We start from the raw sequence: 16652 nt of genomic DNA, 5'->3' as shown, positions 1-16652 counted from the left end.
GCAAGCCAGCTCCCACAGTTGAGTGACGGTGTGGCTTACACCAAGCCCAACCCGCTGAGCAGCATGTCGATCAACTTGATCCCGGCGAACGGCACCAGCACACCGCCCACGCCGTAGATCAACAGGTTGCGATTGAGCAACGCCGCCGCGCCGATGGCCCGGTAAGTCACGCCGCGCAAGGCCAAGGGGATCAACGCGACAATGATCAGCGCGTTAAAAATCACCGCGCTGAGAATCGCCGAGTTGGGGCTGCTCAGGTGCATCACGTTCAAGGCGCCGAGCTGTGGGTAGGTCGCGACAAACGCGGCCGGGATGATCGCGAAATACTTGGCCACGTCATTTGCCACGCTGAACGTGGTGAGGGCGCCGCGGGTCATGAGCATCTGTTTGCCGACCTCGACCACTTCGATCAACTTGGTCGGGTTGCTGTCGAGATCGACCATGTTGCCGGCCTCTTTGGCGGCCTGGGTGCCGCTGTTCATCGCCACCGCTACGTCGGCCTGGGCCAGCGCCGGCGCGTCGTTGGTGCCGTCGCCGGTCATGGCCACGAGCTTGCCCTGGGCCTGGTAGTCGCGGATCAGTTGCAACTTGTCTTCCGGGCGAGCCTCGGCGAGGAAATCATCCACCCCGGCTTCCACCGCAATCGCGGCGGCCGTCAGGCGGTTGTCGCCGGTGATCATCACGGTCTTGATGCCCATGCGCCGCAGTTCGGCAAAGCGTTCCTTGATGCCGCCTTTGACGACGTCCTTAAGCTCAACCACGCCCAAGGCTTTGGCACCGTCGGACACCACCAGCGGTGTGCTGCCACGCCGTGACACTTCATCGACTTTGGCCTGCAGCGCGGCCGGGAAACTGCCGCCCAAGGCCTCGATGTGGCTGCGAATCGCGTCCGCTGCGCCCTTGCGAATCGCCCGGCCTTCCGGCAGGTCGACGCCGCTCATGCGCGTTTGCGCGGTGAAGTGCACGAAGCTGGCGCCCAGGGCGTTGATATCGCGCGCGCGGATGTCGAACTTCTGCTTGGCCAGCACCACGATGCTGCGACCTTCCGGGGTTTCGTCGGCCAGAGACGCCAGTTGCGCGGCATCGGCCAACTCGGCTTCCTTCACGCCCGGTGCCGGCAAAAAGCTGCTGGCCTGGCGGTTGCCCAAGGTGATGGTGCCGGTCTTGTCCAGCAGCAACACATCCACATCGCCTGCCGCCTCGACGGCACGGCCGGAGGTGGCAATTACATTGGCCGACATCATCCGGCTCATGCCTGCCACGCCGATGGCCGAAAGCAGGCCGCCGATGGTGGTGGGGATCAGGCACACCAGCAACGCCACCAACACCGTGGCACTGATCACGCTGCCGCTGCCGCTCATGGCCACGGCGAAGATCGAGTAGGGGCTCAAGGTGGCGATGACCAGCAGGAACAGCAAGGTCAGGCCCACCAGCAAAATTGTCAGCGCGACTTCGTTGGGCGTCTTCTGGCGCTTGGCCGATTCGACCATCGAGATCATGCGGTCCAGGAACGATTCGCCCGGGTTGACGCTGATGCGCACCACCAGCCAATCGGACAGCACGCGCGTGCCGCCGGTGACCGAGGAGAAGTCGCCACCGGCCTCGCGAATCACGGGCGCCGATTCACCGGTGATCGCGCTCTCATCCACCGAGGCCACGCCTTCAATCACTACACCGTCCAGCGGCACCAGGTCGCCGGCTTCGATTAGCACCACGTTGTCCTTGCGCAACAAGCTGGCTTCCATTGGCAGCCAGGCTGCGCCATGACGCGGTTGCTGCAGCAACTTGGCCAGGGTCTGGCGTTTCATGCCGCGCAGGCTCGCAGCCTGGGCGCGGCTGCGACCTTCGGCCAGGGCTTCGGCGAAGTTGGCGAACAGCACGGTGAACCACAGCCACAAGGTGATGCTGAGGATAAAGCCGCTGGGCGCCTCACCCTTGCCACCCAGGGACTGGAACCACAGCAAGGTCGTGAGGATGCTGCCCAGGTAAACCACGAACATCACCGGGTTTTTCCACTGGGCCTGGGGCAGTAATTTCTTCAGCGCATCGACGCCGGCAGTGAGCACGATGCGCCGATCAAACAGGGGTAAACGAGCATTCTTCATGAGGGACATCTCTTACTCACTGACCGCAATAGAGGGCTGACGCGCATCCAGCGCCAAGTTGAGTTGCAGCACATTCACCCGTGGCTCGCCGAGCAAACCAAGGGTGCGGGCGGCGGTGTTGTCGTTGAGCAGTTGCAGCAGTTCGGTTTCGGGGATCTGCCGCAAGCGCGCCACCCGCGCCAGTTGCAGCCGGGCGTTGGCCACCGAGATGTGCGGGTCCAGGCCCGATGCGGAAGCGGTGACCGCGTCCACCGGTACCGGTGCGTCGGCGGGCAGGCCGTTGTCCTGGCGATAGGCTTTGGCGCGTGCGCTGACCTGGTCCACCAGTTTCTGGCTGGTCGGCCCCAGGTTGCTGGCGCCGCTTGCGCCTGCGTTGTAGGGCTGCGAAACGCTTTTGCTCGGGTCTTGCGGGTCGGTACCGAGGGTCATGCTCGGGCGGCCATGGAAGTACGCGGGCTTGGTGAAATCCTGGCCGATCAGCGCGGAGCCGATCACCAGCCCGTCGCGTTCAATCAGCGAACCCTGCGCCTGAAACGGGAACAACAGTTGCGCCGCCAGTGTGGTGAAGGCCGGGTACGCCAGCCCTGTCAGCAGCATGAAAAACACCGCCGAAACCAGCACCGGGCGCAACAGCCCTTTGAATATCGATTGAGTCGTCATCAACATGTCCTTAGTTGTACGTCTGGCCGGACAGCAACTGCAGTTGCTCCACCAGTGGGCCGAGCGCGAGCGCCGGCAAGAAGGTCAAGCCACCGACCACCAGCACCACGAACACCACCAGCAGCATGAACAGCGGGGTCGCAGTAGGGATGGTGCCGGCGCCGGCAGGCACGGTCTTTTTCATCGCCAGGGAGCCGGCCACAGCGAGCATCGGCAGCATGGTGAAGAAGCGTCCGATCAACATCGCAAGACCGATGGTGGTGTTGAAAAACGGCGTGTTGGCGTTCAGGCCGGCGAAGGCCGAACCGTTGTTGGCGGTGCCGGAGGTGTAGGCGTACAGCACCTCACTGAAACCGTGGGGGCCGAGGTTGTTCAGGCTGGCCATCGTGTCTGGCCACAGGGCGGCGAGGGCGGTGAAACCAAGGATGCTGATCGGGTGTGCGAGCACCGAGAGCATCACCAGTTTCATCTCTCGGGCCTCGATTTTCTTGCCGAGGAATTCCGGGCTGCGACCGATCATCATGCCCACCAGGAACACCGTGAGCAGCGCGTACTGGATCAGGTTGATGAAGCCCACGCCGTCACCGCCGAATACGCAGTTGAGCATCATCTGCGCCAAGGGCACGAAGCCGCCCATGGGGGTCAGCGAGTCATGCATGGTATTGACGGAGCCGGTGGTCGCCGCCGTGGTGGTGGCGATAAACAGGCTGCTGTCGGCGATGCCGAAGCGCAGTTCCTTGCCCTCCATATTGCCGCCGCTTTGCTCAATCGACAGCGTCTGGTTGGCGCCCGCCTGGGTCAGCAGCGGGTTGCCGGTCTGTTCGGCGCCATACACCAGCGCCAGGAAGCCGATAAACATCACCAGGAACGTGCCGAAAAACACCCAGCCCTGACGGCGTTGCAACAGCATGCTGCCGAAGGTGTAGGTCAGCGCCGACGGGATCAACAGCATGCTGAGGATGTGCAGGATGTTGGTCAGTGGTGTCGGGTTTTCGAACGGGTGCGCAGCATTCATGCTGAAGAAACCGCCGCCGTTGGTGCCGATATGCTTGATCGATTCAAAGCTGGCGACCGCACCGACAATCAACTGTTGCTGCGCGCCTTCCAGCGTCGTGGCCAAGGCTTGGGAGGCGAAGGTCTGTGGCATGCCTTGCCACACATACACCAGCGCCATGCCCACGCACAGCGGCAGCATTACCCGGTACAGCGTGCGCGTGAAGTCGACCCAGAAGTTGCCGATATCGGCCGCACTTGAGCGGCTCAATCCGCGAATAAAACCCGCGGCGGCAACGACGCCTGAAGTGGCGCCGACAAACATCAGAAAGGTGATGACGGCCATCTGGCTGAAGTTCGACAGACTGGTTTCACCCGAGTACGCCTGCCAGTTGGTGTTGGTAATAAAGGAGGCGGCAGTGTTGAACGCCAGGTCCGGGGTTTGCGCCGCCAACCCCAATGGGTTGATCGGCAGCACCGCCTGCAAGCGCAGGACGATATAGCCCAGCAGCATCATCGCCGCGTTCGACAGCAGCAGGGCCGAACCGTAGCGGGCCCAGCCCATGGTCTCCAGTGGGTCGACGCCCAGCAGGCGATAGGTAAAACGTTCCGGTAAGGCATGGCGGGCCCCGGTGAACACCCGGGTCAGCCACTTGCCCATCAGCACGGCAAGCGCGGTCATCAACCCCAGGACCAGCGCAAATTCCAGCAAAGTGCTTAACATGTCGTGGCTCCGTTCAAATCTTGCCCATGGCAACAATGGCCATGGCAGTCGCAACAAAAAACACCAGGGAAAGCCCCATGAACATCACGTCGTACATGGCGAACTCCCTAGAACTTTTCGGCGCGAATGAGGGCGTAGCCCAAGTAAGCGAACAGCCCGACGGCACATAAACCGCTGGCGACATAGATGAAGGTCAGTGTAAGCACGGTGAAACTCCCCTTGTTGAATAAGCCGGCGAGGTTAAGCGTTGGCGTATCAAGCTCGGGCACTGATTACGGGCGGCGGTATTAAGACGGTATATAGAAGGTTTTTGCGCCGACGAACGAAAACAAGGGATAGCCCGATGCCGGGGTATCCCTTGAAAGTCTGGGGTTCTGCTGATTTCAGTGATCAGCTTATTTGGCTTTCTTTTTCTTCTCGCCGCGGGTAGCAAGGTGCTCGAAGCAAAACGCGGCGGTGCCGAAGAGCGCAATCATTGACAGGACGACCATGCCTAAAGTTGAACTTTCCACGATGACTTCCTACGGGTTTTGGGGGTAGGAAGTGACGGTAAAGTGTGCAGCCTTAGTTGCTCAATAGGGACGACGTAATCGTTATGGCGAATAGGCAATCTATACGCCTTCTTTACGCGAAATGGGTCACTGCATCTTTTATATCGAACGCGGTCCAGAGGTGGGAGTTGGCGTGCCTGCGAGGGCAGCCACTCAGTGTGGCTGATACACCGAGGTGCTGGCATTGCCGGCAAGCCAGCGCCCATCGATTACAAGTTACGACTATGCCGATAGTCGCTGATAGCCTCATACACCGCTTTGCGCAGTCGGTTGATTCCGCCAATCGGTCGATGCGCCTCCAGCCCGAACCAAGGGTTGAACGATTGGTTGTCGCAGGCGAGGTTCAAGGCCGGCGTGTCGAAATCCTGCGCGGGGATGTTCACCTTGGCCACCGTTTCATAAGGCGCGTCGCTTTCCTTCCATTCGATACTGGTGTCTTCGATCGGCATGAACTTCTGCGGGTTCTGCCGCTGAATCTGCAACACAAAACACGCCGGCACTCGGTCGGTGGACAGTTGCTGATTCAAGGCGCTGCGCAGGAAATTCGGCAGGTCCTGATTCTGTTTTGGCAGCACATAGTCCGGGCAGTTTTGCGGATCGGGTGCGACGCGAAACTTGGCATTCGCCGCACCAAATTTGTAGGGCGAAACTGAAAAGTACGTGGTCTGCGTCGGGCTGGCCGGTGGCGGCGCCAGGGTCGCCAGGGCGATAAACAAGTGGCGCACCTGCCAGCTGCGTGGGTCGACGTTGGGGAAGAACGCCAGGACTTTCTTGCCATCGGCCTGGGCGCCGATGTTTTGCGCGTACTCCGCTACGTCGCTGACAAAGAAGTTCGGGTGGCTGAACATCACAAAGTCTTGCTCGGTGCGTGTTTGCTGGTCCGCCATCAGCTGTTTGCCCGGTACATCCAGCAGCTTGATTGCCATGCCCCGCGCATCACGGATGCTGTCGAACTGCGGATAGGCGTTGCCGTTGGACAAGCGCATCAGCGCTTGCCAGGTTCTGCCCGGCTCGGCGAAAACGCCCTGGCGCAAGGCCGGATCAAGGTCCTTCAACACACTGACTTCGGCCTTCACACAGCCATGCGCCTTGGCGTGCGCATCACGCAGGTAGCGGGTGCCTTCGCGATGCTGGTCGACGATACGCACCGCCGTCTGAATGATGCCCTGGCTCATGGTCGCTTCACCGGGCGGGACCTGCTCGTCCGGTGAAACCGGGCCACTGTGTTGCCAGGCAAACCAGGCCGTTGCCACCAGCCAGCCCAGCAGTCCCAGGCCCACCAGCCACAACAGGGTTTTACCCAGAAATGCGCCGAGGCGCAGCCACAGACGTGCGAGCATCGAAGGTTGCTTGTATTGAGATCGGATCATCATGGCAGTTGTTGCTCCAGCGGGCCGCCCAGCACTTTGAGGTATTCCAGCAGCGCCCAACGTTCCTGCGGCAGCAGGGCGCGGCCGATCACGCCATTGCCACGCTTGCCGTCACGGAATTCGTGACCGCTGTTGTGGTTGCCGGTGATTGTGGTATCGAACACAAAGGCATTTTTGAAGGCGCCAGTCTCAAAGCCCAGGTGGCGCGGGTCGTAGTTGAACGTGCCTTTGTAGAAGGTGGTGCTGCGCTCGTCCTGAGGCGAGAGCAATTGGAAGATCGTGGGTACTGAGCCGTTATGCAGGAACGGCGGGGTGGCCCACACGCCGGCCAATGGCCGCGCCTTGTAGGCGCGCAACTCGCGCACGCCAATGGGCAGGCCGAACCCGTCCAGGCTTGGGCGTTCGGCTGGGGTCACGCCGGCCGCACGGTAGGCGTGGTCCTCGACGAAGGCGGTGACGTAGGCGAGGCCCTGGGCAACCGACATTTTGTGCAGATCCAGCGGGGCGCTCGGCTTGGGGTGCAACTCGACGTTGAGCGTGGCCAATTCCGCCGCGTCCCATTGCAGGGCGCTGAGGTCGTAGCGCTGATCGGCGATGTTAGTGGCGGCGCTGGGGTCGGTGCCGATGTATTCCACAGGCAGCATCTTCAGTTGCTGCACCGGGCGACCATTGACCTGATTGACGGCGGGCACGTGGCAGCCGGCACAGTTCTCGGCGAACAGTGCACGGCCTTGGGCGGCGAGGGGCTTGTCGACGGCACCGAACAGGTCTTCCGGCCAGGCGGGTGGTTTGAGGCGTTGCAGGGTCTCCTCGATTCGGTTGAGGTCACGCACCCGTACGCTCGATGGGTAGCGCGCAACGCCCTGAAGGGGCTGGCCGGCGCTGTCGAAGAAATCCAGGGTGGCGCCAACGCCAAGGGCTTCACCGATATTGCGCGCCATGGGTTGCTGGGCTGAGCCGTTCCACTGCACCCAGTCGAAGGTCCAGATATCCCACAGGTGTGGGTAGTCCACCGGCGCATTGGCGACGCGATAATTCTCCGCTGAAATGGCGTCGCCGAAACTCGCATTGGCGATGCGGCCAAACGCATCGGTGCGCCCCGGCCCTTCTTCGGTGGGGTAGAGGCCGCGGTGGGTGTCGTTCCAGGCAACGCTGAGGAACTGGTTCAGCGACGCTTTGAAGTCCTGACGCAATTGTTGCTTGTTGTGCTCGTCATAGTCGTGACCGAGCACGCTGCGGGAGAAACGGTCGAACTTCCACGGCAGGTAATAGGTGGCGGCAAGACTGGCCACCAGGGCTTGGCCGAAACTGCCGCCACGCAGGGTCGGCACGCTGGAGGGCAGCACATGCTGGGCCGAGCCGCCGTCGATGCGCAGGGCCTGGTTTTTGAAGTGCAATTCGCCGGTATGGCAGGCGCCGCAGGTGATATCCAGGTATTCAACATTGCTGCCGGCGTTCTGATGCCGGGCGAAACCTACCGGCAGGTTGCCGGGGTTCTGCGCGGTAGGGACTTGCTTGGGATCGACCAGGAAACCAAAGCGCGCGAGGTATTCGGGCGTGGCAAAACGTTGCTCCGAAAACGGCAGTTCCAGAGCGGTGAACCAGTTGTAATGCAGGCCTTTTACCTGGGTGCCCTGAGGCGTGAAGTAATATGTTTGGCGATCAGCCGCACTCCATTGGTCCTGGTAGTGCACCTGCTCCACAGGCACGTAGTCCGGCAGCTTGGGGTTGGCGGTGTAATAGAGCACCACGGTGAGGGCAATGCCCAGTACTGCAAGTATCAGGAGTAAAACACGGGAAAAAATGCGCAAGATAACTATCCTTGTCGAGTTGTAGCGTTCTTATGCCATTGCGCCACAGGTGCGGCAAGTGGCCAGTAGGCTGGTTGGCGGCAGTCCGCGATCCTTCGCGGACCTCCATAATGAATGAAAATGCTTTTAAACACGTGAACTTATCAGAAGTTTCCTGCTCAGATGCCGGTAGCCATTGGTCGTGGCCGCCTGATAAGCTCGCGACTTTACTCGAATGCCCTTTTGGCGCACGAACAAGGAAATAGCATGAAACAGCATCGGTTGGCGGCGGCGGTGGCCCTGGTTAGCCTGGTACTTGCGGGTTGTGATTCGCAGACCAGCGTAGAGCTGAAAACCCCGGCGCAGAAAGCTTCCTACGGCATCGGCCTGAACATGGGCAAAAGCCTTGCTCAAGAAGGCATGGATGACCTGGATTCCAAAGCAGTAGCCCAGGGCATCGAAGATGCCGTTGGCAAGAAAGAACAGAAGCTCAAAGACGACGAGCTGGTTGAAGCGTTTGCCGCACTGCAGAAGCGTGCTGAAGAACGCATGACCAAAATGAGCGAGGAGTCGGCAACCGCCGGCAAGAAATTCCTTGAAGAAAACGCCAAGAAAGACGGCGTAGTGACCACGGCTTCCGGTCTGCAGTACAAGATCGTGAAGAAGGCCGATGGCGCTCAGCCTAAGCCGACCGACGTGGTGACTGTTCACTACACCGGCAAGCTCACCAACGGCACTACCTTTGACAGCTCCGTAGATCGCGGTAGCCCGATTGACCTGCCGGTCAGCGGCGTGATCCCGGGTTGGGTCGAAGGCCTGCAACTGATGCACGTGGGCGAGAAGGTCGAGTTGTACATCCCGTCCGACCTGGCCTACGGCGCGCAGAGCCCGAGCCCAGCGATTCCAGCCAACTCCGTGCTGGTATTCGATCTGGAACTGCTGGCCATCAAGGACCCAGCCAAGGCTGAAGCCCCTGACGCTCCTGCTGCTCCGGCTGCCAAGAAGTAATCGGCAGCTGAACACACGACGCCCCGTTTCGACGGGGCGTTGTCGTATCTGGGGTATGGCAAAACCTCGCCAGCCAAACCCGATGCAAATCCAAACGAACCCCTGCAATCTGAAACAGTCTGATATTAGACTCGAGCACGGGTAGCCGCACCGAAGCGCCAAGTCAATGAAATCTTGGGTTTTTTTTATGTGCGCAAAAAACGCCCGATCTGACTGAAAGCCTTGTAGTCCGTGGCTTTCAGCCGATAAAACAGGCTCTGTTCACAAGGTTATCCACAATTTGTGTGGATAACCTTTTATGTCGCCTGGAACTGGAGTGACGCATGAAACCACCTTTCAATTTCACCCGTTTCCTGCCCATGGCTGCGCGCTTGCTGGGCCGTGGGCGTTTACCTACCCTGCTGTTTGCCGTTGCCGCCAAAGGCTCAAACCAGGGCAACCGGCTGGGTAAGTTCAAGGATGATCTCAAATTGCTCCAGGCCCTGTGCCTGGCTTACTGGCGCGGAGAATACCGGGCGATCAGCCCCAAGGCGCTGATCTCGGTGGTGGCGGGGTTGATGTATTTCCTCAGCCCGATTGATGCGATCCCGGACTTTATCCCGGTATTCGGCATGCTCGATGACATCGCTGTGCTGGCATGGGTCATGAAGACCTTGAACGGCGAGCTGAGCGCTTTTCGCGCCTGGCGCGACGCCCAGCGCCCGGAAAAACTCGCCGTGGTTGAGCGACTGCCTGCGACGGCTGCACTCCTGGCCCAGGAAAACCCACAAAAAAACTGATGACTCTTATATCCCCTGCGACCTTCGGGGCTGTTAGGATTACACTTCTAAGGAAAGAACTTACTTAGTAAGTGTTGTTATCCTACGGGGCAGTCATGGATATTCAGATAATTTTACGCAATGGCGAGCCCGAGTATGCGGTGTTGCCATGGGACCAGTACCAGGCGCTGCTAAAAGCCGCCGGTCAGCCGCAACCCACAGCCGCTTCTTCCCCCGCCGCACCCATCACGATTGACCAGGACCTGCGCCCGCTCGCGGACCTGAGCGGCCTGCGTGAAGCCAAGGGCCTGGCCATCGAAACCCTGGCCCGCACGGTGGGTATCAGCCCGTCATATCTTGGATTGATTGAACGTGGTGAACGCCAGCCGGATGCCGCCATACGCCGCAGCCTGGCCTGGGAATTGGGCGTTGCAGGTTGGAGGGATGAATCTTGAGCCTACGAATCAGTCGTCAACACTGGGATGGGTTACTCAACGAACTGGACCAGGCGCGCCGCCAGCGCCACCTGCTGACCTACCGCGCGCTGCTTGAGCGCCTGCAGTTCCCCACACCGGCGATGCAGACGCTGGCCGCAGCCCTTGAACACCTGGCCGCACTGGACGCGAAGGCCGAGCAACCCTTGCGCAGCTCTCTGGTCATCAGCCAGGGCGCCAGCCGCTTGCCGCGTACCGGTTTCTTTGAGTGTGTAGAGCGCCTGGGGCGTTTCAGCGGGCCATCCGATGGTGTGGCCGCCGCATCCTGGCATGCCTCGGAAGTGGTGCGAGTGTTTGAATACGAGTATCCGGAATCCGCCGAGGCTTAGAGCGCCTGGGGCAGGCTGTCCATGCTGTCGATGACATGAATGCTGTAACCGGCCACATCCTTGGCGTGGTGCTTGGCCTGTGAGGCCATCTCCGCCAACTGGCTGGCATCCAGTTGTCCACAGGCCTGTGGATACAAATGCACTACGCCGATCGACAGCGACAGCAAGGCGAACTCCTGGCGCGCGCCCTGGCGGTTCAACGCCACGAAGCAGCCGGCGTCGAGGTGTTCGGCGCGATAGAAGCGTCGGCATTGCGTGTGGAAGTCATCCAGCAACTGGTTGAGCCGCTTGCGCCAATCCTGCGGGCCGAGCACCAGCAAAAAATCATCCCCTCCGATATGCCCGACAAAGTCGCGGCTCGGGTCGACCCGGTCGTTCAGGCACTGCGCCAGGCACAGCAACACCTCATCCCCGCGCCCGTAGCCATAGATATCGTTGAACGGCTTGAAGCTGTCGATATCCACGTAGCAGATCACCGACTCGCGCCGTTGTTGCAGCAGGCGCGTCAGGCATTGCTGAATCGGCACATTGCCGGGTAGCAGTGTCAGTGGGTTGGCGTAACGCGCTTGTTGGATCTTCAGTTCGGTGATCAGCTTGAGCACATCAATGACCCGACCCAGGCCGAGGTAATCGCCATTGAGGGTGATGATGAAATCTTCTTCAATTCGCTGGCGTGCGCGGCTGGTCAACAAGCGGCTGACTTGCTGCAGGGATTGGCTCAACTCCACCGCCAGAAAGTCATCGCTCATCAAGCGGCTGATGGGCTTGCGCGCGAACAGGTCAGTGGCGAACGGCTTGAGCAGCGCGTCCGACAAGGAATGCCGGTGCACGATGCCGACCGGGTGGCCGCGCCCATCCAGCACGGCCAGGGAGTTGAGGTTGGCCTGGCGGCGGAAGGATTCCAGGACCAGGGCCGTGGCGGTGTCCTGATCCACTGCTGGTTGTTCGTTGAGCAGGGCGCTGAGGTCGCTGCTTTCTTCGCTGAGGGCGAGGTTGGCGTTGTCCTGTTTGGGCAGCATCAGGCGTGCTTCCTGGGGAGGCTGTTCCTGTGGACGGCAGAGCAGGTAGCCCTGGACCAGATCAACGCCCATTTCGGTCAACACCGCCAATTCTTCGGGCAGCTCAATACCTTCGGCAATGACTTGGGCGCGGGATGCCCTGGCGATCTGCAAGATGGAGCCGACGAATTCGCGCTTGAGCGCGTCCTGGTGGATGCCGTCGATAAAATGCCGGTCGATCTTCACGTAATCCGGGCGCAGTTCCGACCATAAACGCAGGCTGGAATAGCCGGCGCCCAAGTCATCCAGAGCGATGGCGAAGCCCATGTTGCGGTAATGATGCAGCGCGGTTTGCAGCAAGTCGAAATCGTCGGTTGGCGTCTGCTCGGTGAGCTCGATCACCACCTGGCTGGGTGGGATACCGAAGTCGCGCAACAGTTGCAGCGTGCGGCCCGGCTGGTGCGCCGTCTCCATCAGGGATTCCGGCGAGATGTTCAGGAACAGTTTGCCCGGCAGTTTCTGTTCACTGAAGCGCCGGCATGCGCTTTCACGGCAGGCGATTTCCAGTTCACTGAGGCGCCCGGCATGGCTGGCTACCGAGAACAGGGCGACGGGGGAGTGCAGCGGGCTATTGGACGGGCCACGGCTGAGGGCTTCGTAGCCGAGGATGCGCCGCTCGGACAGGCAAATGATCGGTTGGAACAAGCTGTGCAAACTGCCTTGAGCCAGGATTGAACCCAATGCATTCAGCTGTTCGGTCATGGTCATGGCGATCTCGATCAAAAAAAAGGACCGCAGGCATTAAGCCTGCGGTCCTTCATTTCACGACAGAATGATGTCTATATGATGACACTCTTGGGAGCGCTCACATTAAATTGACTTCATTTATTGCTTGGCCACCTGCTTGCTGATTTTCAGGTAGTCCAGCAGTACCCGGCCTGTCTCGGACAGGTAGGCGTCGTCTTCCGGCTTGGTTTTTTCAGGCTCGGTCGGCAGGGCATCCTCATCTTCTTTCTTCAGCTCTTTGAGCGGGTCTTCGCCCTTGGCCTTGCGGCGGGCGTTTTCCAGCACAAGCTGCTGATTCTCGATGTCGGTGTGCTGCGCACGGCGATCCGCTTCGTTAAGGCTGACGGTTTTTTCTTCCATCAGCTTCTTGGCCAGGGCCAGTTTGTCGCGGATAAACACGAACTCGGCATCCTTGGCGGAGCGAGCGTCATGGTCAGCCTTGAGCTGCGTCAGGTACGGCTTGAACGGGTCCGAAGCGGGTTTGATCGCAGGGCGAATGGTGTCCCACGGCATCGCTTCGGGCAGCGCGCTTTCGCCGATTTCCTTGGTGTCGATGATCGACGGGAAATCAACATCCGGCAGTACGCCCTGATGCTGGGTGCTCTGCCCGGAAACCCGGTAGAACTTGGCAATGGTCAGCTTCAGTTCGCCATGGTTCAGCGGCTGAATGGTCTGCACGGTGCCTTTACCGAAGGTCTGGCCGCCGACGATCAACGCGCGGTGGTAGTCCTGCATGGCGCCGGCGAAAATCTCCGAAGCCGAGGCCGAGAGGCGGTTGACCAGCAACGCCATCGGACCTTTGTAGAACGCGCCCGGGTTCTCGTCTTCGAGCACGTCGACACGGCCGTCAGCGTTGCGTACCAACACGGTCGGGCCTTTGTCGATAAACAGGCTGGTCAGCTCGGTGGCTTCCTGCAGGGAGCCGCCGCCGTTGTTGCGCAGGTCGATGACCACGCCGTCGACTTTTTCCTTCTGCAGCTCTGTCAGGATTTTCTTAACGTCGCGGGTGGTGCTCTTGTAGTCCGGGTCACCGGCGCGGAACGCCTTGAAGTCCAGGTAGAACGCCGGGATCACCACCACGCCCAGTTTGTAATCCTTGCCATCCTGCTTGAGGTTGAGGACTTGCTTCTGCACAGCCTGGTCTTCGAGCTTCACCGCTTCACGGGTGATGGACACGATCTTGCTGGTCTGGTCGTTCGGCGCATTGGTGTGCGGAATCACTTCCAGGCGCACCACGCTGCCTTTCGGCCCACGGATCAGCTTGACCACTTCGTCCAGGCGCCAGCCGACCACATCGACCATCTCTTTGTCGGCCTGGGCCACGCCGATGATCTTGTCCGCCGGGGCGACCTGCTTGGTCTTGTCGGCAGGACCTGCCGGTACCAGACGCACGATCTTGACCTGGTCATTGTCGCTTTGCAGGACGGCACCAATGCCTTCCAGCGACAGACTCATGTTGATATCAAAGTTTTCCGCGTTATCTGGCGACAGATAATTGGTGTGCGGGTCGTAAGACATCGCGAAGGTGTTGATGTAGGCCTGGAAGATGTCTTCGGCACGGGTCTGGTCCAGACGTGCCAACTGATTCTTGTAGCGCTTGGTCAACAGCTCTTGAATGGCCTTCGGCTCTTTGCCGGCGATCTTCAAGCGCAGCACTTCGTCCTTGACGCGTTTGCGCCACAGGTCATCCAACGCGGCGGTGCTGGTCAGCCAAGGTGCGTCCTTGCGGTCCACCAGAAGGGTTTCCTTCTGCGTGAAGTCGAGCTTGTCGACGCCCTTGTTCAGCTCACCCAAGGCGAAGTCCAGACGCGCTTTGACGCGGTCCAGGTAACGCTTGTAGATGGTGAACGCTGGCTGCAGGTCGCCACTCTTGAGGAAGTCGTCGAACTGAGTCTTCCACTTGTCGAACTCAGCGATATCGCTGGCCAGGAAGTAGCTGCGCGACGGGTCCAGCAGCTTGAGGTAGCTGTCATAGATGATCACCGAGCGAGCGTCGTCCAGCGGCGGCTTGCTGTAGTGATGGCGCTTTAGCAACTCGACAACGTTAAGGCTGGCAATCACCTCATCGCGATCAGGCTGAAGATTGTCCCAGCTATTGGCTGCGAACGTATTGGTCGACATCGACGCGAAGCCGAGACCAATGAAAAAAGCGAGGGCGGTGCTGGGGAACAGATGCTTCATGCTGATTCGACGCGGGGGCAATTGATAACGCATATTAGGCCGTCTTTGAGGGAGCCGGTTCCATATGATCCGGTCGCATAATGCAAAAAGCCCGGCGCTACAGCTACGGGCTCAGTCCAGACTCACTATGGAGGCACTGTGAAAGCATTGCAAGGCGTTGAAGGTCATGTGGAGTGGTTGGAAGAGCCCAGTCCTACCTGCGATGTAGGCCAAGTTCGCATTCGTGTGGCGGCTGCTGGCCTTAATCGCGCCGATTTGTTACAGCGCGCGGGGCTCTATCCGCCCCCTCCGGGTGCCAGCCATGTACTCGGCCTGGAGTGTTCCGGGGTAATCAGCGAAGTGGGTGCAGGTTCGTCCTGGCAAGTCGGTGATCGCGTCTGCGCGCTGCTGGCCGGGGGTGGCATGGCCGAAGAAGTGGTGGTGGACGCCCGCCACGTGCTGCCGGTGCCGGAAGGTTTGTCGCTGGCCGAAGCCGCGGCGTTGCCAGAGGTGTACAGCACGGCGTGGCTGAATCTGTTCCAGTTGGCGGGCCTTAAACCCGGTGAAAAAGTCTTGTTGCATGCCGGCGCCAGCGGCGTGGGCTCGGCGGCAATCCAGTTGTGCAAGGCATTTGGCAGCCCCTGCTGGGTCAGTGTCGGCTCGGCGGAACGGCTGGCCTACTGCGAGGCGCTCGGCGCTCAGGGCGGCGTGGTACGTACCGACGGTATTGAAGGGCTGCGCGATTTTGGGCCGTTCGATGTGATCCTCGACCCGGTTGGCGGCAACTACGCGGCCCTGGACCTGAAGCTGTTGGCCCTGGATGGTCGTTGGGTGTTGATTGGCTTGATGGGCGGGCGTGACGCTCAGCTCGACCTGGCTCAGGTGCTGGGCAAGCGCATCCAGTTACTCGGCTCGACCTTGCGCAGCCGCAGCGATGAGTTCAAGGCGGACCTGTTGAGTGATTTGAGCCAGCAGGTGTGGCCGCTGTTTGCAGAGGGGCGCTTGAACCCGCAACTGGCCAAGACCTTCTCGATCAGGGATGCCGAGGCGGCCTTTGCCGCGTTGGCGAGCAACCAGATTTCCGGGAAATTGGTGTTGGTGATTGACGAGAGCTTGGTCTGATCTCAAGTTGAGATGCAATCTAGTGTGGGAGGGGGCTTGCTCCCGATCGCAGTGTGTCAGATGAAGAATTCTTCACTGTCATACCGCTGTCGGGAGCAAGCCCCCTCCCACATTTTGATAGGATTTCAATTCAAGAGGTTGGGGTCACACCCACTGATGAATCGGCCAGCCGGCTTTTTCAGCATGCTCGCGCAACACCGGGTCCGGGTTCACCACCTGCGGGTGATCGACCTTCAGCAGCAATGGCAAATCATTGCGCGAATCCGAGTAGAAATACGCCCCCTCCAGTGATTCACCTTCCTGCTCCAACCATTCCAGCAACCGTGTGATCTTGCCTTCACGGTAAGTCAGCACACCCACGGTACGGCCGCTGTAAGCGCCATGGCTGACGTCCAGATCAATCCCCAGCACTTCATCGATACCGATACGTGCGGCAATCGGCGTAACCAAGTGAGTACCCGAGGCGGAAATCACCAGAATCCGGTCGCCATTCGCGCGGTGCCGGGCGATGGTTTTGGTGGCGTCGCTGTAGATCAGCGGCTCAATCACATCCTCGACCCATGGCTCTACCAAGTGGTCGATTTCTTCCGGCGTGCGCCCGATCATCGGCTCCAGGCTGAAGTCCATGAAGTCTTCCATCAACAGCTTGCCCTGGCTGTAGGCGTCCATCAGTTCGTTGTTCTTGCGCATGAACGACTCAGGGTCGACCCAGCCCAGGCGACCCATCTGCTCGCTCCACAGCGTGGCGCAGTCGCCGTGGATCAAGGTGTCGTCCAGATCAAAAATTACCAATGCCATCCGTCA

14 protein-coding genes are annotated in these 16652 nt (G+C 60.2%); 5 read left to right on the top strand and 9 right to left on the bottom strand.

Annotated features, from left to right (window positions below; all coding sequences use genetic code 11):
• Positions 1–35: 35 nt before the first annotated feature.
• The 6 genes from kdpB to ACDZ94_RS15185 all read right to left on the bottom strand — a co-directional run bounded on the left by kdpB (position 36) and on the right by ACDZ94_RS15185 (position 8214).
• Entirely contained in the window at positions 36–2105 is a 2070-nt protein-coding gene (gene kdpB, locus ACDZ94_RS15210) for a potassium-transporting ATPase subunit KdpB (protein WP_156526267.1), read from the bottom strand.
• 12 nt (positions 2106–2117) lie between these two features.
• Positions 2118–2765: a K(+)-transporting ATPase subunit C gene (gene kdpC / locus ACDZ94_RS15205; RefSeq protein ID WP_432750395.1), complete on the bottom strand. Its 648-nt coding sequence runs from the start codon at positions 2763–2765 to the stop codon at positions 2118–2120.
• Between the two features lie 10 nt (positions 2766–2775).
• A complete protein-coding gene (gene kdpA, locus ACDZ94_RS15200) occupies positions 2776–4482 on the bottom strand; it encodes a potassium-transporting ATPase subunit KdpA (RefSeq protein ID WP_064451667.1) in 1707 nt (568 codons plus the stop codon).
• Between the two features lie 107 nt (positions 4483–4589).
• Positions 4590–4688: a K(+)-transporting ATPase subunit F gene (gene kdpF, locus ACDZ94_RS15195; protein WP_053255293.1), complete on the bottom strand. Its 99-nt coding sequence runs from the start codon at positions 4686–4688 to the stop codon at positions 4590–4592.
• Positions 4689–5242: 554 nt separating this feature from the next.
• Entirely contained in the window at positions 5243–6406 is a 1164-nt protein-coding gene (locus ACDZ94_RS15190; protein WP_082895855.1) for a catalase family protein, read from the bottom strand.
• Positions 6403–8214, bottom strand: coding sequence for a di-heme-cytochrome C peroxidase (locus tag ACDZ94_RS15185; protein ID WP_432750394.1), 1812 nt, complete (start codon positions 8212–8214; stop codon positions 6403–6405). The genes ACDZ94_RS15190 and ACDZ94_RS15185 overlap by 4 nt, the downstream gene beginning before the upstream one ends.
• 246 nt (positions 8215–8460) lie before the next feature.
• Between ACDZ94_RS15185 and ACDZ94_RS15180 the strand changes: the two genes are divergently transcribed.
• From ACDZ94_RS15180 to ACDZ94_RS15165, 4 genes are all read left to right on the top strand, one after another.
• Positions 8461–9201, top strand: a complete 741-nt coding sequence (locus tag ACDZ94_RS15180; RefSeq protein ID WP_064451669.1) for an FKBP-type peptidyl-prolyl cis-trans isomerase — start codon at positions 8461–8463, stop codon at positions 9199–9201.
• Positions 9202–9524: 323 nt separating this feature from the next.
• The gene (locus tag ACDZ94_RS15175; RefSeq protein WP_064451670.1) at positions 9525–9980 is read left to right on the top strand and encodes a YkvA family protein; all 456 of its coding nucleotides are present in this window, start codon (positions 9525–9527) and stop codon (positions 9978–9980) included.
• 95 nt (positions 9981–10075) lie between these two features.
• Positions 10076–10414, top strand: coding sequence for a helix-turn-helix domain-containing protein (locus tag ACDZ94_RS15170; protein ID WP_064451671.1), 339 nt, complete (start codon positions 10076–10078; stop codon positions 10412–10414).
• On the top strand, positions 10411–10782 hold the full coding sequence (locus ACDZ94_RS15165; protein ID WP_005786715.1) for a hypothetical protein: 372 nt from the start codon (positions 10411–10413) through the stop codon (positions 10780–10782). Before ACDZ94_RS15170 ends, ACDZ94_RS15165 begins: the two co-directional genes overlap by 4 nt.
• Here the strand turns inward: ACDZ94_RS15165 and ACDZ94_RS15160 are convergent.
• Together ACDZ94_RS15160 and ACDZ94_RS15155 are read right to left on the bottom strand one after the other, a co-directional pair.
• A complete protein-coding gene (locus ACDZ94_RS15160; protein WP_221294344.1) occupies positions 10779–12548 on the bottom strand; it encodes a bifunctional diguanylate cyclase/phosphodiesterase in 1770 nt (589 codons plus the stop codon). The genes ACDZ94_RS15165 and ACDZ94_RS15160 overlap by 4 nt on opposite strands.
• Before the next feature lie 117 nt (positions 12549–12665).
• Entirely contained in the window at positions 12666–14747 is a 2082-nt protein-coding gene (locus ACDZ94_RS15155) for a carboxy terminal-processing peptidase (protein WP_237140895.1), read from the bottom strand.
• Positions 14748–14885: 138 nt separating this feature from the next.
• Between ACDZ94_RS15155 and ACDZ94_RS15150 the strand changes: the two genes are divergently transcribed.
• Positions 14886–15848 carry a zinc-binding dehydrogenase gene (locus ACDZ94_RS15150; RefSeq protein WP_064451673.1) on the top strand — a complete coding sequence of 321 codons (963 nt, stop codon included), beginning with the start codon at positions 14886–14888 and terminating at the stop codon, positions 15846–15848.
• 144 nt (positions 15849–15992) lie between these two features.
• Here ACDZ94_RS15150 and ACDZ94_RS15145 read toward each other — a convergent pair whose 3' ends face one another.
• The gene (locus tag ACDZ94_RS15145; RefSeq protein ID WP_064451674.1) at positions 15993–16646 is read right to left on the bottom strand and encodes an HAD family hydrolase; all 654 of its coding nucleotides are present in this window, start codon (positions 16644–16646) and stop codon (positions 15993–15995) included.
• Between the last annotated feature and the right edge of the window lie 6 nt (positions 16647–16652).

It is taken from the genome of Pseudomonas sp. UBT (genome assembly GCF_050915955.1).
In the GTDB taxonomy this organism is placed as follows: domain Bacteria; phylum Pseudomonadota; class Gammaproteobacteria; order Pseudomonadales; family Pseudomonadaceae; genus Aquipseudomonas; species Aquipseudomonas antarctica_A.
Note: the sequence above shows the minus strand (reverse complement) of the source record. Positions and strands in the feature narration are given on the sequence as shown.